This is a genomic window from Bordetella sp. N, from assembly GCF_001433395.1.
Classification (GTDB): Bacteria; Pseudomonadota; Gammaproteobacteria; order Burkholderiales; family Burkholderiaceae_B; genus Bordetella_C.
Genome location: NZ_CP013111.1, coordinates 3,276,346 through 3,295,922 on the forward strand (window position 1 = coordinate 3,276,346; position 19,577 = coordinate 3,295,922).

Below are 19,577 nucleotides of genomic sequence, written 5' to 3' on the forward strand. Positions count from 1 at the left end.
AGCAAGCTACTTCATCGAAATTGTCGAGTTGACCGTGCGGCCGTGGCCGGACCAGCGGGCGGTGATGGTTTTCGTCTGCGTCCAGAACTGGACCGCCTGCTTGCCGTTGGGGCCCAGGTCGCCCAGCTTGGATCCCCGCGAGCCGGTGAAGCTGAACCAGGCCACCGGCACCGGAATGGGGATATTGATCCCCACCTGCCCGACATCGATCTCGTTCTGGAAATAACGCGCCGCCGCCCCATCCTGCGTGAACAACGCCACGCCATTGCCATTGGGATTGCCGTTGATGAAGGCCACCGCGTCCTCCAGCGTCTCCACTTCGACCACGCACAGCACCGGCCCGAAGATTTCCTCGGTGTAGATCTTCATATCGCCCTTGACCCCCGAGAACACCGTGGGTCCGACGAAATTGCCCTTCTCAAATCCGCTGATCTTGATATCGCGGCCATCCAGCAGCAACTGCGCGCCCTCATCCACGCCCTGCTGGATCAGACTTTCCACGCGCTTGCGTGCGGACGGCGACACCAAGGGGCCAAGGTCAGCCTGCCGATCCGTGCCGTTATTCACCTTCAGCTTGCGCGAACGCTTGACGAATTCCGGCAACCATTCGCGCGACTTGCCGACGAACACCGCCACCGACGTCGCCATGCAACGTTGGCCCGCCGCCCCGAAAGCCGCGCCCAACAGCTGATTGAGCACCACTTCGGGATCCGCATCGGGCAGCACCACGCAATGGTTCTTCGCCCCCATCATGGCCTGGCAGCGCTTGCCCGCCTCCGAAGCCCGGTGATAGATCTCGGTGCCCACCCGCGTCGATCCGATAAAGGAAACCGCCTTGATATCGGGATGGTCGCAAATGCCCATGGCGATATCCGGCCCGCCATGCACCACGTTCAACACGCCCGGCGGCAAGCCCGCCTCCAGCGCCAGCTGCGCCAGATACAAGGATGCCGTCGGATCCTGCTCGGAAGGCTTCAGGATGAAGGTATTGCCGCAGGACACGGCGATGGGAAACATGAAGCAAGGCAGCATGACCGGGAAATTGAACGCGGTGATGCCGGCGCAAACCCCCAGGGGCTGGATCAGGGTATAGACATCGATGCCGGACGCGGCGTTCTCCGCATACTCGCCCAGCTGCAGGCTGGCGATGCTGCACGCATGTTCGACCACTTCCAGGCCGCGCCCCACCTCGCCTTCAGCATCCGGCAGGGTCTTGCCATGCTCGCGCGTGATCATCTCCGCCAGCTTGCCGGTGTTGTCGCGCAGCAGCTGCTGGAATTTCAGCATCACGCGCATGCGCGTGCCCTGGCCGGCGTTGCGCCAGGTCTTATAGGCCTCCTTGGCATTGGCAACGGCGCGGTTCAGTTCGTCCTGGGTCGCGAAGGGCACCTGGGCCACGACCTCCTGGGTCGCGGGATTGATGACGTCGCGCCACTGCGTGGTCTGCGATTGAACCAGTTCACCGCCGATCAGCAGTGGCAAACGGGGGATGTCGGTCATGATGGTCTCCTTGGTTTCGGTCCGTGCAAGTTCGTTCGTGCGGGTGCGTTCGTGCGGGTGCTATTGGCGCGCCGTCTGCTGCACCAGCGGGCAGGTGGAATCGGCCAGGGGCTGGAAGGCATCGGCGGCGGGAATCACCGATATCAGCCGTGAGTAGTCCCATTCGCCTTTCGATTCGGCCGGCGTCTTCACCTGGTAGAGATACATGTCGTGGATCACCCGGCCATCGGGCCGAATGGTGGCGTGACGCATGATGGGATCGTCGATGGGCATGGCGCGCATCTGCGCCGCCACCTTGTCGGCGTCCGTGGTACCCGCCGCCGCTACGGCACGCAGGTAATGCAGCACGCTGGAGTAGACGCCGGCCTGGGTCATCGTCGGCTTCAGTCCGCGGAAGGCTTTCTCGAACTGCGCCGACCACTTGCGCGACGCGTCGTCATAGTCCCAATAGAAGCCGTCGACATAGGACAGGCCTTGCGCGTTCTGCAGGCCCAGCGCGCGCAGATCGGACAGGAAGACCAGCAAGGACACCAGGCGCTGGCCACCGGAGACGATGCCGAATTCACGCGCCTGCTTGACGGCATTGACCGTGTCCTGGCCGCCATTGGCCAGGGCCACGACCTGCGCCTTGGAGGACTGCGCCTGCAATAGATAGGACGCGAAATCTGGTGCGTTGAGGGGATGGCGCACGCTGCCCACCGCGGTGCCGCCCAGCGCTTTCACGGCCTTGGCGGTGTCGGCTTCCAGCGCATGGCCGAAGGCGTAATCGACGGTGATGAAGTACCAGGACTTGCCGCCATTGGCCACCGTGGCCTTGGCCGCCGCCACCGATTGCGAATAGGTGTCGAACATCCAGTGGAAGCCGGTGGGCGAGCATTCCTTGTTGGTCAGCGCGGTGGTGGCGGGGCCGGAGAACAAGGCTATGCGTTTCTTTTCGCGGGCGATGCCTTGCACCGCCAGCGCGACCGCGGAATTGGTCAGGTCGGCGACGGCATTGACGTTGTCCTGGTCGAACCATTCGCGTGCGCGCGCCGCGCCGACGTCGGCCTTGTTCTGGTTGTCGGCCGACACCAGCGTGATCTTCATGCCCTTGCATTGCGTGGCCAGACAATCATCGATGGCCAGTTGCGCGGCGGCGACCGAGCCGGCGCCGCCCATGGCGGCATAGTTGCCCGACATGTCGGTCAGGACGCCGATTTTTACGGCCGGGGGAGCGGCCTGGGTCGCTAGCGGCAGCGCGGCCAGAGCCAGCGCCGGCAGCACGGATGCTCGCAAGGACAGCGCGGGCAGCGCACGGCGCACATGGGACAACACGGTGGGAATACGCACGCGAGCGCGCGCCACGGCGCCCAGCCTGGCTGGCGCGGCATTGAGGAATGTCATGACCTTGTCTCCTGGTTGGCGCTGCCGGCCATCAGGGGTCTTGTGCCCCTGTCGGCCCGAGCCGGTCTCTATCGGACCGTGGCCCAGTGTAGATGTGTAAAAATCCCCGAGCAATCACCCAAAATGCACATCGGTTGTTTAAAAATGCACAATGCAGTGGGGAGATATTTTTTATGGGGGGAGCCCCCCATTATCAAAAAACTTCCTCAATAAGAAGGAGCGAGACGAACATGCTGGACTGGGATAGCTTGCGATACTTCCTCGCCGTGGCCCGCACTCAACGCGTCAGCGCCGCCGCCCGCCTGCTGGGCGTGGAACACACCACCGTCGCCCGCCGGGTACGGGCGCTGGAAGCGGAAATGGACATCCTGCTGTTCGAGAAGTCCCGCAGCGCGGGCTTCATGCTCACCGAGGACGGCCAAAGGCTGTTCGTCCACGCCGAGCAAATGGAAACCTGCGTCCACAATGCGCGCGAGAACCTCTCCGGCGTAGGCCAGGCGCTATCGGGCCACATGCGCATCGGCGCCACGGAAGGCTTCGGCAGCTACGTCCTGACCCCGCTGGCCGCGGACTTCCAGCGCCGCTACCCCCACATCACCCTGGACATCCTGCCGGTGCCACGCTTCGTCAGCCTGTCCAAGCGCGAGGCCGACCTGGCCATCACCATCGAACGCCCCCAGCGCGGCCCCTATGTGTGCAGCAAGCTGTGCGACTACGCCCTGAAACTCTATGGCACGCCGGACTATCTGGCGCGTCACCCGCCCATCCAGCATCGCGACGACCTGGCCAACCACACCTTCATCGGCTATGTAGACGAATTGCTGTTCAGCGAACGCCTGCGCTATCTGGAGGACCTGCTGCCCGCCAGCCGGGTCGTGCTGCGCAGCACCAGCGTGATCGCCCAGTACCACGCGGCGCTGCAAGGGCAGTCCCTGGCCATCCTGCCCTGCTTCATCGCGGCGCAGGACCCGCGCCTGGTGCCCATCCTGGAGCGTGAAATCTCCATCACCCGCAGCTTCTGGATGTACTGCCATGAAGACCTGCGCAAACTGAAGCGGGTCACCCTGCTGTGGGATTTCATGCGCAAATCCGGGCTGCGCAACGCCCCCTTGCTGGCCGGCCGGGCTGGCGCCCTTCGCTATCTGCAATGAGGCAGTGAAGCAGTGACGAAGGTCCGGCATATCCCCACGACAACCGATACGAGCAGCGTAAAAAAAGGAGGCGCTCATTGCGCCTCCTTCTTCATCTTCACGCCGCGGCCGGCGTGGGCGGTTTGCCCGGCTTGCCCTTGTCCCGTGGCGCCTTCACCCGCAAGCGCCTGTGGAAGAGATAGATACCGAAGCCCAGCACCACCGCATGGATGGCCCAGGAACCCACGCTGAACGGAATCCGCCCATCGCTGATCCAGGCCCGCACCAGGTTGATCAGGTTCATGTACAGCAGGGCCACCAGGCCGGAGATCAACAGGTCGCCGGAACGTCCCAGGCGCGGGTTGACCGCACCCAGCGGAATCGCCAGCAGCGCCAGGTTCAAGGCCGCCAGCGGCATCGACACCCGCCACATCACCTGCGACCACGAACTGGTGGTGTTGTCGTCCACCAGTTGCATGGTGGAGCGGGCCTTGCTGGAACGCTCTGCGGCGGCCCTGGCGGCCTCCACCGGATCGCTGCCGGTCTTGCTTTCCAGGCGCACGCCGTAATGGTCGAATGCCACCATGCGGAACTCGGCCGAACCCGGCTTCATGTCATAGCGGTGACCCGCGCCCAGCACCAGGAAGCGGTCGCCATTGGGCTGGACTTCGGTGTGCGCGCTGTCGGCGGTCAGCACGCTGAGCCATTCCGGGTCGATGGCGCGCACGAACACATGGCCCAGCTCGTCATGAGGATCGGTGGGGTTCTCCGCGAAAAACACGCGGTCGCCGTTGCTGGACTCGCCAAATTGGCCGGCCGTCACCTTCGACAGGTCGGAACGCTGTTCGAAGCGCTGGCGATACTCGCCGATCTGCCGATACGCCCAGGGCGACGCTTCCAGGGTCAGCACCGCCACGATGAACGCCACCGGAATGGCCACGCGCATGACGGGCCGCAGCCAGTCGGCCAGCGACAGGCCGCTGGCGAACCAGACGACCATCTCGGATTCGCGATAATTGCGGGTGACCGTGGTCAGCACTGCGATGAACAGCGCCACGGTCATGATGGTGGGCAAGGCGGTAATCGTGGAGAAGGTCGCCAGGCCCAGCACCACGTCGGCACCGATCGTTCCGCCGGCGGCTTCGCCCAACAGACGCACCAACAGAACACTGAGCCAAACTACTACCAGCGTGGAGAACACAACGCCTGCGTGACTCGTGATCTCGCTGACGACAGACCGTTTGAATAGGGACATGGGAAAATATGCGGGATAATCGTCCGCACTGAACGACACTCGGGAAAAAGCCCTCATGGAATTTAGCACACACAGCACCGCCTCCTTGCATCAGATCAAGACCGCCGCGCTGGCGCTGGGCGTTTACGCCGACGGCATCATGTCACCCGCCGCCGAGCTGATCGACCGTGCCAGCAACGGCGCCGTTCGTGAAGTCGTAAAAAGCGAATTCCGCGGCCGCACCGGCAGCACCCTCGTCTTGCGCGCCCTGCCCGGCGTCACCGCCCAGCGCGTGGTGCTGGTCGGCCTGGGCAAGCAGGCCGACTACGCGGCGCGTGCCCACGCGTCCGCCGAGCAAGGTTTTGCCGCCTACCTGGTGTCGGCCCAGCTGGCCGAGGGGGTTTCCACCCTGTCCGCCAACGTCTACGCCGACTCCACCGTGCGGGCGCGCGCCCGCGCCGCGGCCATCGCCGCCGGCAGCGCCACCTACCATTACGACGCCACGTTCGGTAAACCCGACCGTGATGCGCGCCCCAAGCTGAAAAAGATCACCCACGTGGTCGAACGCAGCGACGCCAGCCAGGCCCAGGCCGGTCTGCGTGAAGGCGGCGCCATCGCCAATGGCATGGAACTGGCCCGCACCCTGGGCAACCTGCCCGGCAACGTCGCCACCCCCACCTATCTGGGTGAAACCGCCAAGAAGCTGGGCCGCGACTTCAAGTCGCTCAAGGTCGAGGTGCTGGAGCGCAAGCAGATCGAAGCCCTGGGCATGGGCTCCTTCCTGTCCGTGGCGCGCGGCTCCGACGAACCGCCGCGCTTCATCGTGCTGCGCCACACGCCGCCCAAGCCGGCCGGCACGCGCAAGACCGCCGCCAAGGAAGGCGCCGGTCCGGTGGTGCTGGTGGGTAAAGGCATCACCTTCGATTCGGGCGGCATCTCGATCAAGCCGGCCGCCACCATGGACGAAATGAAGTTCGACATGTGCGGCGCCGCCAGCGTGCTGGGCACGTTCCGCGCCCTGGCTGAACTGGAGCTGCCCTTCGAGGTCGTCGGCCTGATCGCCAGCTGCGAAAACATGCCCAGCGGCAAGGCCAACAAGCCGGGCGACGTGGTCACCACCATGTCCGGCCAGACCGTCGAGATCCTCAATACGGATGCCGAAGGCCGCCTGGTCCTGTGCGATGCCCTGACCTACGCCGAACGCTTCAAACCGTCCGCCGTGATCGACATCGCGACGCTCACCGGCGCCTGCGTGGTGGCCCTGGGCGGCGTCAACAGCGGCCTGTTCTCCAAGGACGACACCCTGGCCGACGCCCTGCTCCAGGCGGGTCGCGACTCGCTCGATCCCGCCTGGCGCATGCCCCTGGACGACGCCTATCAGGACCAGCTGAAGTCCAATTTCGCCGATATTGCCAACATCGGCGGCCCCCCGGCCGGCGCGGTCACGGCGGCCTGCTTCCTGTCGCGCTTCACCAAGGCTTATAGCTGGGCGCACCTGGACATCGCCGGCACCGCGTGGAAAGGCGGCAAGGACAAGGGCTCGACCGGCCGGCCGGTGCCCCTGCTGATGCAATACCTGTTGAACCAGGCGTGAGCGGCGGCGAAGGGATAAGCAAGCACTAATGCCTCGCATCGACTTTGCCTTCGGCGCCCCGGACCGCTTGCGCACGGCCTGCCAGGTCGCGCGCAAGCAGTACCAGGCGGGCCAGCGGCTGGTGGTGTTCTGCACCGATGCCAGCCGTCTGGCCGCTTTCGACCGCCTGTTGTGGGCTCTGGACGATATTTCCTTCGTCCCCCACGTGCTGGCCACCGACGCCCTGGCCAGCGTCACGCCCGTGCTGCTGACGGCCGCGGACCCCGCACGTGCCTTCGAGGCCGCCGGCCCCGAGGGCACGCCGCCCTGGCTGCTCAATTTGGACGACAACTGCCCACCCGGCTACGATGGGTACGAGCGGGTCCTCGAAATCGTTTCGCAGGAAGATGACGACCGCCAGGCCGCGCGGCAGCGCTGGCGCGCTTACGTGGCCGCCGGCCATGAACCGCAGAGTCACGCCATCGGTGGCGGGGCGGGCGGCCAGCGGCGCGCTCAATCGCGCGATGACTCGCGCGGTGAGTCGTAATACCGCGGTAAGTCGTAATACTGTTGAGAGGTTTCACGCATGTCTGATCCCCGGGACCAGGATCCCGCCATTCCTACGCTGACGGTCCATGCGGATCCGGACGCCTCGGCTCCCGCCCAACCGGACCTGCCCCCGCTGCTCACCGACGTCGTCGAGCGTGGCGCGGCGCAGCTGCCCCCCGACCCGGTCCTGCGCGCGGCGCTGCAGGCCGAGCTGGAACATATGCTCGAACTGGCGCTGGAACGCGCCATGACGCACCTACGGGAAGAGCTGGAAGCGGAGTTGCCGGCGGCCGTGACGCGCGTGGTGTCGCGTCTGCGGCCGGGCTGACCCGCCGGGTGAACCCCTGCGCCCCTTGTGGTTGAGGGGGCTAGCCCCAATACTCTGTTGTGGACGCGCTGATAAAATCTCGAACTTAAGGGAACTGTCAGGTATGCTTCGCGTCAAAGTACCGTGTGGCCATTCATTTAGGCCCTTACAGGAGTCAAATTCATGAACGATTATCGTCCGTCCCCGTTTAACCGTACCGGCACCATTGCCGGCGCGCCGGGCGAAGTGGTCCGTAACCGCGTCCTGCGTAATACGTATTGGTTGCTGGCCGTGTCGCTCATCCCTACCGTCCTCGGTTCCGCGGTGGGTCTCTACACCGGCATCAACCAGGTCATGGCGGCGAGCCCGGGCATGTCGGCCATCATCTTCCTGTTGGGTGCCTTCGGCCTGATGTACGCCATCGAGCGCAACAAGAACAACGGCATGGGCGTGGCCCTGCTGCTGGGCTTCACGTTCTTCATGGGCGTCATGCTGTCGCGCCTGCTCGGCTTCGTGCTGGGCATGCAGAACGGCTCGCAGCTGATCATGATGGCCTTCGGCGGCACCGCGGTGGTGTTCGGCGCCATGGCAACCTTGTCGACCACCATCAAGCGTGACCTGTCCGGCATGCAGAAGTGGTTGTTCGCGGGCGCCATCGTCATCCTGGTGGCGGCGCTGGCCAACATCTTCCTGCAATTGCCCGCCATGATGCTGGCCATCTCCACCCTGGCCGTGGTGATCTTCTCCGCCTTCATGCTGGTCGACCTGCAGCGCGTGGTCAACGGCGGTGAAACCAACTACGTCAGCGCCACGCTGGCCATCTACCTGGACGTGTACAACGTCTTCAGCAACCTGCTGGTGCTGCTGAGCGCCTTCAGCGGCGGCAACCGGAACTGATGCACCTTGCCCGGCCGGTGATCTTCCGAGACGCCGGCCGGAGCTTCCAGCAGTACGCTCTACCCTCTGTACCGATGATCCCAAGGGCTGGCCGCCGGCCAGCCCTTTTGCATTGATGCCCGCGTCATGCGTGGGCCCAGTCAGGGAGTACGCCATGTTCACTCGTCGTCGCTTGTTGCAAGCCGCTTTGCAAGCCCCTTTGCAAACCGCCTGGGTCACCCTTCCCGCCGCCTTGCCCGCCAGTCTCCTTGCCTCCGCCGCGCGCGCGGCGGACAGTCCCATGAACCAGCGCCCTATTCCCTCCACGGGGGAAAAACTGCCCACGGTGGGTATGGGCACGGCCGATACCTTCAATGTGGATCCCCAGGGGGCCGAGCTGGCCCCGCTGGAGGACGTGCTGAAACGCCTGATCGCGTCGGCGGGCAAGAACGCGGTGGTCGACACGGCTCCCAGCTACGGCCAGGCCGAAGCCGTCACCGGCGAATTGCTGGCGCGGCTCAAGGCCCGTGACGGCATTTTCCTGGCCACCAAGATAGGCACCACGGGCCGGGACTCGGCGCTGCGCCAGGTCCACAATTCGCAAGCCATGCTGAAGACCCAGCGGCTGGACCTGATCCAGGTCCACAACCTGGTCGATACGGTCAATCAGCTGGCCCTGCTGCGGGAATTGAAGAAGTCCGGCGTGACGCGTTACGTCGGCATCACCCATTACACGGAGTCGGCGCAGGACGAACTGACGCGTCTGGTCGAACGGGAAAAGCCAGATTTCGTGCAGATCAACCTGGCGGTGACCGACCGCGGCGCGGAGCAGCGCCTGCTGCCTGCTTGCCAGGCCCATGGCGTGGCGGTGCTGATCAACCGGCCGTTTCGCGACGGCGCCTTGTTTCGCCAGGTGCGCGGCAAGACGCTGCCGGATTGGGCCAAGGAAATCGATTGCAGCAGTTGGGCGCAATTGTTCCTGAAGTTCATCATCGGCCACCCCGCCGTCACCAGCGTCATCCCGGCCACGTCGAAGCCGGCCAATATGGCGGACAATCTGCTGGCGGGACGCGGCCGCCTGCCGGATGCCGCCATGCGGGAACGCATCGCGGCGCTGTTCACCTGATGCGCCAGCGCGGGCTGCGGGCAAAAATGCCGTGGCCGTCCCGATCAACGGTATGGATGATGCGGCGGTCGACCCATGACGCTTTCATTGCCTTCTTCGCTTGAACGCGCGGGCCGCGCCATCGGTGTGTTGCCCGGCGAGGGGCGCGCCGCGGTGTGCGGGTTCGGGTTTTTCTTCTGCCTGTTCACCGGCTATTTCATGCTGCGCCCGATCCGCGAGACCCTGGGTATCGCGGCCGGCGTCGACAAGCTGCAATGGCTGTTCACCGCCACCTTCTTGGTGATGCTGGCCGCCGTCCCCTGCTTCGGCTGGCTGGCCCGCCATACGCCGCGATCGCGTTTCGTGAACTGGGCGTATGGCTTTTTTGCCCTCAGCCTGGTGGCTTTCGCCGCGATCTTCCAGGCCGCGCCCGACAACTTGTGGGCGGCGCGCGCGTTCTACGTGTGGATCTCCGTATTCAATTTGTTCGTGGTGTCGGTGGCATGGAGCCTGATGGCCGACGTCTTCCGCACCAGCCAGGCCAAGCGGCTGTTCGCGTTCATCTCGGCCGGGGCCAGCACCGGCGGTCTGCTGGGCCCGGTCCTGGGCGGCCTGCTGGCCGAGCCCCTGGGCCCGGCGGGCCTGGTCCTGCTGTCAGCCGCCCTGCTGGCTGCCACCCTGCCGCTGAAAGCGTGGCTCATGGGCTGGCGGGCCCGCGGCGGCGCGGGCCAACCGGCTGGCGACAGCGTCGCCAGCGGGACGGCGGACGCAGCTGACCACCCGCCGCAACACGCCGCGCCCGAGCCAAGCGCGCGGTCCGATCATTCCGTGGCGACCAGCGATGACCCCTCGCGCCCTATCGGCGGCAGCATCATCGCCGGGGCCACGCGCACCTTCTCGTCGCCGCTGCTGCTGGGAATTTCCGCGTTCGTCATCCTGCTGGCCACCGCCAGCACCTTTCTCTACATGGAACAGGCGCGCCTGGTGGCGCATGCCTTCGCCACGCCGGCCGAGCGCATCCAGGTCTTCAGCGCGCTGGACTTCACCGTGCAGGTGCTGTCCCTGCTCGCCCAGTTGTTCCTGACCGGACGGCTGGCGCGCAAGCTGGGCGTGACGTTCCTGTTGACCATCGTGCCGCTGGCCATCTGCCTGGGCTTTGTCGCGCTGGCGCTGTGGCCGGTTTTCGGCGTCCTTGCCGCGGTCATGGTGCTGCGCCGCGTGGGCGAGTACGCGCTGGTCCGGCCCGGCCGCGAGATGATCTTCACCACGGTGCCCGCCGAGGACAAGTACAAGGCCAAGAATTTCATCGACACCGTGGTCTATCGGGCCGGCGATGCCGCCAGCGCCTGGGTCAAGACCGCCGTCGATGCCTTGGGCCACGGCGTGGCCATGGTCGCCCTGGTCGGCGCGCTGGGCGCGGGTCTGTGGGCGATCTGCGGCTTCCTGCTGGGCCGTGCCACCGACAAACGGCAACCGGCCGAAACGAAGCCGGCATAAACGAAGCCGGCATAAACGAAGCCCGCATAAGCCCCGTAATCCAGGACGCTCATCCCAATGTCCGTCCGGCGGCCTGCACCGAAACGGTATCGGCCATATCCGCGACCACCTTCAAAGGCACTTCGCCCACGCCCATGGAACGCTCGATGAGAAGATCATCGCCATGTTGCGCCAGCAAGTCCTGCAAGCGGCCGAAATCGCCGCACCACAGCGTCTCGACATCCTTGTCCCTGGACACGTCCCGGTTCGCGGTGAGTGAAACGGCACGCACCTGCAGCCGGCCCGTCTGGACCTGGCCGCCCACTTCCACCCCATAGCCGGGCAGCGACGGCTTCTTCACCACGACGCGGCCACCGCTGGCCCAGGCCGTCGCCATCCCTTCATTCACTTCATAGCCCAGCTTGGCCAAGCCATTCAAGATCGCGGTGCGCCGGGCCGCTTCCGCCTGCTGCTGACGCAGCCGGACGATCAACTCGTTACCGGCGGCCTGCGACGCTGCTATCGACTCCGCGGATGTGGCCTCGCCGTATTGCGCCACCTGCTCGACGAAGGCCGCGGCGTCCGCACTCCGATAGGCGCCCAGGTCCGCCGCGAGTTCGCGCAAGGTCGCCAAGGCCGCGTGGCGCGCCCGCCCTGCCGCCACCGCAGCGGACAGATCCAGAATCAAGCTGTCGAGCAAGAGGCTCCTGCGCGGGCCGGCCTGCTCCATATCGATGGCAGCGATCCTGGATGTGAACCCGGCGACATCCGCCGCGTCCAGAAACACGCTGGCTTCGCCGATGCCGCGATCCAGGCGTGCGAGCGCCGGATCGCGTTCCTGGGCCTGTTGCGCGGCTTTCCAGGCATCCAGCGTCGACACGGCATCCGCCGTCTGCAAGCGCTTTGCCAATGCCTGCTGCGACGCGCTGAGCGTCCGCGCATCGTCCGCGACCGCCCCCGCGCCGGCGCGCAACAAGGCAAACCCTTGCGCCAGCACGGCATCCGCGTCGTCCAGCATCTGCCCCGCGCTCAGGCGATCGAGTTGCCCCCGCAGCGCGGCGGGAATCTCGATACCCTTCTGGTCCGCCGCATCGAGCAAGGTGCGGGCGCCATGCCGCCCCTGCCTTTGCCGCTGCGCTTTCCGGGCCGCCCCTTCCACCGCGGCCTGCTGGCGCCGCGCCAGATCCGCTTTCAGGAAAATGATTTCCTCCGGCACCCGCTTCTGCAATTCCATGAACGCGTCGGCGGCGACCAGCGCGGCCAAGGCATCCCGGCGCGCCTGCGTACCGGCGATTTCAGCGTCCGTCAGCATGCCGCCCCGTCGTCCCGCGCCGGCCCAGTCCGCGATGGCCTGATCGAGCCGCCGCAAGTGCCCTTCGCAGATCGCCAGGATCTCCTCGCGCGTGACGATGCGAACCACCTTGGGGCCGCTCATGCCGCCACCGTCTGGTTCAAGGCGAACGCCACCGCGGCCTTCAGACGGGCTTTTTCCGTCTCGGGGTCGTGGTACCAGGCTTGCGACGATACGCGGTGCAACTTCGGAATGGCCCTGCCCAGCACCGATGGCCGCCAGATTTCACGGGCGCGCGCCTGCGCCAGCAAAGGATGGCGAGGCGCGTCGCACTCGATCCCCAGTGTGTAGAGACCCGTGGCCGGATCCGCGATCGCGAAATCGAGACCGAAGGCATCCCCCTCCTGGGCGGACTCAGGCGTGATGCCCAGGCCATGCAGATACGCCAGCACATCCGCGGAAAAACCGTCGACCGCGCCGGCCTGCTGCATCCTGGCGTGCGTGCGTTCACTGCCCATGCGCCCCAGCAAGGCGCGGCCGGACGCCAACTCGCCATCGGACATCGCCCGCGCATATTCCATATAGCCCTGCAGATAATCGCGCGGGCTTGCCGGTTTACGTTGCGTCGTCAGCATGTCGGAGATTTCACGTATCGGCATCGACGTGATCAGCACCACCTTCTGGCGCGCCCGCGTCACGGCCACGTTCAAGCGGCGCTCACCGCCCTTCTGGCCGAGTACGCCGAACAGGCGGCGGAAGGTGCCCTGGCCGTTACGCCCGAAGGTGGTGGAAAAGACGATGATGTCGCGCTCATCACCCTGCACGTTCTCGACATTCTTGACGAACACCCCCATATCCTCGCCGCGGTCGGTTCGATCGAGTTCCTGGCCGTAGGCCTCGCGGAAGGCCGTATCCAGCTCTGCTCGCTGCTCCAGGCGTTCGACGATCAGGTCGGCCTGCTTGCGATTGAACGTGACCACGCCGATGGACGGACGCTGCGCATAAGGCTGCTGCCAGATGTTCGCCAGATAGGCGACCACGCGGTCCGCTTCGTCGCTATTGCTCTGCTGCTCGTAGAGCCCGTTGACCTGGATCAGCTCAAGCGGCTTGACGTCCCTCACGGTGGCATCGGGATGCCGCACCGGCACGCTCAGGTCGTTCTCGTAGAACGCCGCGTTCGAATACCCGATCAGCTCGCGATAGGCCGAGCGATAGTGGATCTGCAGGGTCGAGACCGGCAGCGCGCTGCGGGCCAGTTGCAGCAGATCGGGGCAATCCTTGATCTCGCGCCGGTTCCAGGTGTCCTCGAAGCGCTCCCGTTCGTCTTCGCTGGCGGCCTCGTCCGGCTGGTCGCCGTCGAAGACCTCGGTCTCGTCGCTGTCCGCGCGGCTGGCAAAGAAGGCCGTCGGCGGCATCTGCTTCTCGTCGCCGCTGACGATGGCCAGATTGCCGCGGAACAAGGTAGGCACGGCGTATTCGACCGGCATCTGCGACGCTTCGTCATAGACGACGGAATCGAACAGCCCCGATTTCAAGGGCAGCACGCGGCTGGCCACGTCGGGATTCATCAACCATACCGGCCGCAAGGCCATCAGGCCCAGGCCCGAGCCCAGCTCGATGAATTCGCGCAGCCGCCGCGAACGCCGGCCGGTCAGACGGGTCACGTCTTCCCAGTCGCGCGCCGAGCCCAGCTTGCCACGGACGATGCCGTGCCGCAGCACTTCGCGATTGAGCCGGCGCATCTCTTCGTCGGCCTCTTCAAGCGCGTTGACCTTGGCGGCGGTCTCGCTTTGGTCGAGCAGCAGTTCAGGATGGTCCTGTTCCATGCGGCGCTTCCAGCCCAGTCTCGCTTCGCGGTTGATCAGGCGACGCACGGCCTCGTCCAGCTCCGTCGAGGCAATGCCCGTCAAGGCGTCTTCCTGTCCACGCATGACCGCGAACATGTCAAGCGCCTCGGCGCTGGCGTGCCGCGCGCGTATCCGAAACTGCTGATAGGCGGCCAGGGTCGGCAGCGCCGCGGCTATGCCATCCAACGGCCCCAGGTAGCTGACGTTGTCGGCAATGGCCTGGCTGCAAGCCGTATAGAGCGCTTCCGTGAACCACTCTTCGAGCGGCGCCAGGGCCTGCCTGCTATGCAGGCGGGCGTTGTGCCGCAAGAAAGCCGTCTCGAACCCATCGAGCAATTGTTCGACCGGCGCGCGATCGCCCGTCAGCACGGCCGTATCGAATTCGTCGCCGCGCGGCGCGATGGCAAGATGGCGGGCCAGCTCGCGGATCTCCTCGACCTGGCGCAGGCGCGTCAGGCAGGCATCGGCCAGCGTCGGACCGCAGTCGGGCTCGACGCCGTCGATGTGCAAGGCGCGGCAGGTGACGTTCAGGCGCTCACGCAAGGGGCGCCAGGTTTGTTCGAGACGGGCTGCCGCGAGCAACTTGCCCAAGCCAGCGTCGGTGGCCGGCGCGCCGGCGGAGGTCAGCCACTTCATCAGGCGACCGCGGCGCAGATACGTGGCGGGATTGAGGCGACGCCACAGCGTAAGCGGACGCAGCGCCAGCGCCGTCTGGGCCTCGATCCGGTTCAACTCCGCGTCCGGCAGGCGCGCGACGGCCGCGGACAACACGTCATCGTAGCCACCCGTGTCCACCGCCAACAGCGCGCGATGCAGTTCGCCCAGCTCCGCGTAGTGCTGATGGCCCTTGGCCTTGTCATCATCGGCCGGACGGAACAGGGGCAGCCACTGCGCAAGCCGCTTCCGTTGCGTGTCATCCAGCGCGATCAGGCGACCCGCATTGGCATCCAGCCAGGCGCGATACGGCGCGGGATCGTCGATGTCGAAGCGCGCGGGATGCGCGGCCAGCGTGTCCACCCGCAGGCGTTCGGCCTCGCGCAGGCGCGCGAATTCCACGTTGAATGCGTCGATGGTGGCGGCGTCCGTGGGAAACGCCTTCAGCTGCGCCAGCGCGCTGCCCTCGAAGCGCGCCGGCAGCCAGTAGCGGGCCAAAGGCGCGCACTGCTCTTCCAGCGTCGTCAGTCCCGTGATGTCCAGCTTGGCCAGCCGGCTGCGCAGCTGCGGCATGCTGACCAGGGGTGTCTCTGCCTCCAACTGGATCAGTTCACCCAGCAGGCCGCGATAGCTGAGGCCCGTGGCTTCGTCGACGTGGTGCAGCGCGGTGTGCTGACGATCCAGTTCGCCCTCCAGGGCTTCGATGCGAGCGGCCATGCGCTCACGCTGCCGGATCCAGCCCTGATCGAAAGTCTGTCCGCGCAAAATCTCGTCAAGCTGGGCCCGCACCGCGCGTATGGTCGGCTCGCGATCCTTGTTGACGTCGTTGACCATGACGACACGTTCGCCCAGCCCCTCGGCGACCAGGCGCTTGTACACCACCTCCAGCGCCGCATGCTTCTGGCAGACGATCAGCAGGCTCCTGCCCTGCCCGATCGCGTCGGCGACCATATTGACGATGGTCTGGCTCTTGCCGGTCCCGGGTGGCCCCTCGACCAGCAGGCCCGGCCCTTGCCGTGCACTCCGTATGGCGGCTTCCTGCGACGGATCGCTCGCCACGGTCAGGTAGCGGTCGACTTCAGCGGATGAGGCAGGCGCTTCGTCGTACTCGGATTTGTCCTTGAGCCGCAGCATCGATTCCAGCGCGGTGCCCGACGGCGCCAACTGCTTGAGCTGACGCAAGTCTTCGCCTATGGCCTGCCCCGCGAAGTCGACGTGGAACAGGACCGCGGCGCAGGCGATGCGCGCCGTGCCGGCGGGTAGCTCGAAGGTCGGCGCCGGCAGGGGCGCGAGTTGCCGCCCGGCCAGCTCGGCCACCAGGCCGAAGGCGTCGACCACGTCGCTGGCTTTCAGCGCGGAACGGCCAAGCACTTCGTCCGCCGCGGCATGCCAGGCCTTGACCGCCTCGCGGCCCAACAGCCCCTCGAGCGCCGGGTTCAAGCGCACTTCCTCGCGCTCCCCGTCGAAGGCCAGGGCAGCCTGGCCGCGCGTGCCCAGCTCCATCAACAGCTTGACCGGCCACAGCAGGACAGGCGCGATGCGCGGGCGAGTCGCCCGGTGATCCCTGTGCAGCAGGAAGGGAAAGCCCAGATAGAGCCCGTCGATACCCGTATCCCGCTTGTACAGCGACGTCTGCCTGTAAAGCGTGTGCAGACGCGCTTCCAGCGTCTGGCTGGCGCCGAAAGCCGTCGGGTCCACCGATACGGCCTGGACATTGCGTTGCAGCAGGTGATCGAGCAAGGCGGTGCTGGTGTAGCGCTCGCCATTCAGTTCATGGACATCGATGCGGCCGGTCGTCTTGGCGATGGTCATCCGGACGAGCGGTCCACGCAGCACCGTGGTGGCGACCTTTTTTTCGAAGAATTCGAGGATCTGCGCCACGTACTGCTGTTTCTGCGGTTCCAGCCATTGCTCGGCGGGGACCGCCAGCAGGACGACGATTTCGTGCAGCGGCAGCCGGCGCTCCAGGCGGAACTGCTCGGCCCATTCGTCGACCTTGCCGTTACCGGTGCGGGCGAAGCCGGCGATCCTGTCGTCCACCGCGCGTAGCAGCTCGGCCCGCGGCAGGGCCAGCACAGTGCGAGCCGCGTCGCGCTCGAACACCAGGATGTCTTCCCGTTGCGCGATGGCGGCCGCCTGATCCAGAATCTCGTTCACCGACCTGAACTGGGAGATCGCCGCGCTCAGCAGGACGATAAGGTCTTCTTCGCCAAGCACACGGCGTTCCGACAGCGACAGCAGGCCCGGATGATCCGAATCCGGCAGCAGCAGGCGCCGTTCTTCCCATTCCGCCGCCAGGCGCGCACGCGACGTGGAAAGCAGCGCGATCCGCGCCAGGTCTTCGTCCAGCTCGATGCCCAGATGGCTGGCGCGTTGCCGCACCTCCGCCGCGCGCGAGCGCAGACGCGACAACCAGCTCTCCGTTCCCAGGCGCTCCAGGAAAACCGGCACGGGGCCCGTCACCAGGTCATACGCCTCCAGGGGGTTTTGCAGCAGCCAGCCAGGCGTGACGATGTCACCGCGCAGGATCAGCGGCATGTCCGGATTCAGCAGCTTGAGCGCGACCATCAGGCGGCTATCGTCATCGACACCATCGAGCTGAGCCAGCTGGCGCAGGCCGGTCAGGGTTTTCGCGCCGGCTCCCGCCTGCTCCGCCCACGTCAGCACCACACCGCGGCTCAGATGATCGCGCGCGGTGGCCCAGTGCTCGCTTTCAGCGGCGGCCAGCGCGAATACGGCGGGCCGCCGAAATTGGCGTGCGCCCAATGCAATGCTCGCGCCCTCGCTGGCTTCCGCTTCCACGGACACTGCCGCGGGCGCGTCCACCGGCCGGCCCTCCAGCCAGGCCTGGACTTGCGGCCATTGCCAGCGCTGATGACGATCGCGGGCGAGCAGGCCACGCAGAAGCAGCGCGACCGCGGGATCCAGGTCATCCGGCAGGATCACGCCATTGGCCAGCACATGAATCAGGAAAGCGTGCGGATTGATGCCTTCGAAGCAACGGCCCTCCGTCAGCTGCTCCAGCAAGATCATGCCCAGGCTCCACCAGTCGGAAGCCGCGGCAACGCCGCCGGCGATGGCCTCGGGCGCCATATAGCGCGTGGTTTCCAGCGGGGACACGATGTCGAGGTCGAACTCGGACAAGCGTGCCGAGCCAAAGCCGCTGATGACCAGGTCGAGCGGCTCGCGGCTGCGCACCAGCAAGGTACCCGGCCGCAGATCGCGGTGACGCAGTCCAGCCTCGGAGAAGGCCTGCAAGGCACGGCCCAATTCATCGACCACGTGGCGAAGGGTCGCCATATCGCGCACCGCGATGCCCAGGTCGGCCAGGGTGCCGCCGCTGATTTCCTCCGCGACTTCGTAGGCGCGCCCGTCCCAGCGGCCCGTGGCGACGATCTCCGGAACGTGCCCGCGCGGAAGCCGGCGCACGACGTCATAGACGGCAGGATCGGGTTCGGCGCCGGGGCGGTACAGGGTCAATACCGCCTGTTGCCCGCTGTCCTCGTGTTCCGCCTGGAAGCGCTCGCGCACGCCATCGGTACTGGATATCTGGCGCAGCAGACGCCAGCCGTCGACGCGCGTTTCCTGGGTCGGAGTAGGTACTTGCTGATCGGTTTGCTCCGCGGCTTGCGAGGACGCGCTATCCGGCCGGGTCCCGTCGGCGTGCTCGGCCAGGTCGGCGCCGCATTCGAGACACATCAGGTCGCCGGCATCCATCGGATGCCCGTTCGTGCAGGCCCGGCCAGCGGGTGTCGTCGGCGCCGCAGTCGCGTCAGTCGCCTGGACCGCCTCAGCCGCGTCAGCGGCATTCGCCGCATTCGCCGCGCCGGCCCCCTCCGCGGTGACGACATCCTGGGGGCGCCAACCGGCCGCCCTGATCTGCACACCGGATAGATCCCAGTTGCACGCCGCGTCATTGAACGTACCGGCGCAGAACCATTCATCAACCGACCGCTCGGTTCTGCAATTCGGGCATAAACGCATCATGGTCGAAATTTCCCGTCGCTTCTGCTACGCGCTTTGTCCGCGCTGATTTGGATACGATGGCCCTGCTCGCTCAATATTTCCTGCAAGCGCAGGAAATCATGCCGTTCCGGTATGCCGGCAAACCACACGCTGCCATCCTCATCGAACATCACATCGAGCGCCTTGGCGGCACTGCGCGGCGCCTGCGCGTATGTGGCGTAACGCGCGCGCCCCAATGCCGTCAGGCAATGCAGCCGCTGATTGTCACTGCCGCGCAAGCCCAGTGTCTGTGGCGCATCGATGTCGAAGGGATCCGTGATCAACGCATCGATCAAGCCGTCGGCTTGCGTCAAGGTGGCGGCCAGGGATTCGAAAGCGTGGCCACTGTATACCAGGATGTCGTCCACTGCCGCCTCCCGCAACCTCCGCAGCAGCGCCAGCAGCGCTTCAGGCTGGTCGAAGGGCTCGCCGCCCGAAATCGTGATGCCCGTGGCCAGCGGCAGCCACTCCCGCACCTGTGCAAGCACGGCAGCGACCGACGTCTCGCCCCCCGCGTCAGCCCACGTATCCATGGAGATGCAGCCGGCGCAACGGATCGAACAGCCCTGGAACCAGATGCCGATACGCCGTCCCGGTCCCAATGTGGTGACAGGGAAATGCAGACGTGAAACACGGATGTCCATGGG

Annotated in this window: 13 protein-coding genes; 7 read left to right on the forward strand and 6 right to left on the reverse strand. The window is 66.1% G+C overall.

The annotated features are described in order from the left end of the window. Positions 1-6: 6 nt before the first annotated feature. Together ASB57_RS13970 and ASB57_RS13975 are read right to left on the reverse strand one after the other, a co-directional pair. On the reverse strand, positions 7-1,500 hold the full coding sequence (locus tag ASB57_RS13970; RefSeq protein ID WP_057652776.1) for a CoA-acylating methylmalonate-semialdehyde dehydrogenase: 1,494 nt from the start codon (positions 1,498-1,500) through the stop codon (positions 7-9). Between the two features lie 60 nt (positions 1,501-1,560). Further along, positions 1,561-2,781: an ABC transporter substrate-binding protein gene (locus ASB57_RS13975; protein WP_057656144.1), complete on the reverse strand. Its 1,221-nt coding sequence runs from the start codon at positions 2,779-2,781 to the stop codon at positions 1,561-1,563. A 332-nt stretch (positions 2,782-3,113) separates the two neighbouring features. On the opposite strand from ASB57_RS13975, the gene ASB57_RS13980 reads away from it, so the two are divergent. Continuing rightward, positions 3,114-4,034, forward strand: coding sequence for a LysR family transcriptional regulator (locus ASB57_RS13980; protein WP_057652777.1), 921 nt, complete (start codon positions 3,114-3,116; stop codon positions 4,032-4,034). Positions 4,035-4,131: 97 nt separating this feature from the next. On the opposite strand, the gene lptF is transcribed toward ASB57_RS13980, so the two are convergent. Continuing rightward, a complete protein-coding gene (lptF, locus tag ASB57_RS13985) occupies positions 4,132-5,268 on the reverse strand; it encodes an LPS export ABC transporter permease LptF (RefSeq protein WP_082622012.1) in 1,137 nt (378 codons plus the stop codon). 55 nt (positions 5,269-5,323) lie between these two features. Here lptF and ASB57_RS13990 point away from each other — a divergent pair, with 55 nt between their 5' ends. The 6 genes from ASB57_RS13990 to ASB57_RS14015 all read left to right on the forward strand — a co-directional run bounded on the left by ASB57_RS13990 (position 5,324) and on the right by ASB57_RS14015 (position 11,154). After that, complete coding sequence (locus ASB57_RS13990) at positions 5,324-6,841, forward strand: leucyl aminopeptidase (RefSeq protein WP_057652778.1); 1,518 nt, start codon at positions 5,324-5,326, stop codon at positions 6,839-6,841. A 28-nt stretch (positions 6,842-6,869) separates the two neighbouring features. Then, on the forward strand, positions 6,870-7,367 hold the full coding sequence (locus ASB57_RS13995; RefSeq protein ID WP_057652779.1) for a DNA polymerase III subunit chi: 498 nt from the start codon (positions 6,870-6,872) through the stop codon (positions 7,365-7,367). A gap of 39 nt (positions 7,368-7,406) precedes the next feature. Beyond that, positions 7,407-7,697, forward strand: a complete 291-nt coding sequence (locus tag ASB57_RS14000) for a hypothetical protein (protein WP_057652780.1) — start codon at positions 7,407-7,409, stop codon at positions 7,695-7,697. Between the two features lie 162 nt (positions 7,698-7,859). Beyond that, entirely contained in the window at positions 7,860-8,573 is a 714-nt protein-coding gene (locus ASB57_RS14005) for a Bax inhibitor-1/YccA family protein (protein WP_057652781.1), read from the forward strand. A gap of 154 nt (positions 8,574-8,727) precedes the next feature. Then, positions 8,728-9,678 (forward strand): aldo/keto reductase, encoded by a 951-nt coding sequence (locus ASB57_RS14010; protein WP_057652782.1) that lies wholly within the window; start codon positions 8,728-8,730, stop codon positions 9,676-9,678. A gap of 75 nt (positions 9,679-9,753) precedes the next feature. Beyond that, a complete protein-coding gene (locus ASB57_RS14015; RefSeq protein ID WP_057652783.1) occupies positions 9,754-11,154 on the forward strand; it encodes an NTP/NDP exchange transporter in 1,401 nt (466 codons plus the stop codon). A 49-nt stretch (positions 11,155-11,203) separates the two neighbouring features. Here the strand turns inward: ASB57_RS14015 and ASB57_RS14020 are convergent, their stop codons facing one another. The 3 genes from ASB57_RS14020 to ASB57_RS14030 are packed head-to-tail and all read right to left on the reverse strand — an operon-like array spanning position 11,204 to position 19,574. After that, positions 11,204-12,568 carry a hypothetical protein gene (locus tag ASB57_RS14020; RefSeq protein ID WP_057652784.1) on the reverse strand — a complete coding sequence of 455 codons (1,365 nt, stop codon included), beginning with the start codon at positions 12,566-12,568 and terminating at the stop codon, positions 11,204-11,206. Continuing rightward, complete coding sequence (locus ASB57_RS14025; RefSeq protein ID WP_057652785.1) at positions 12,565-18,912, reverse strand: AAA domain-containing protein; 6,348 nt, start codon at positions 18,910-18,912, stop codon at positions 12,565-12,567. Before ASB57_RS14025 ends, ASB57_RS14020 begins: the two co-directional genes overlap by 4 nt. Then, complete coding sequence (locus ASB57_RS14030) at positions 18,909-19,574, reverse strand: 4Fe-4S cluster-binding domain-containing protein (protein WP_057652786.1); 666 nt, start codon at positions 19,572-19,574, stop codon at positions 18,909-18,911. Before ASB57_RS14030 ends, ASB57_RS14025 begins: the two co-directional genes overlap by 4 nt. Positions 19,575-19,577 lie beyond the last annotated feature (3 nt).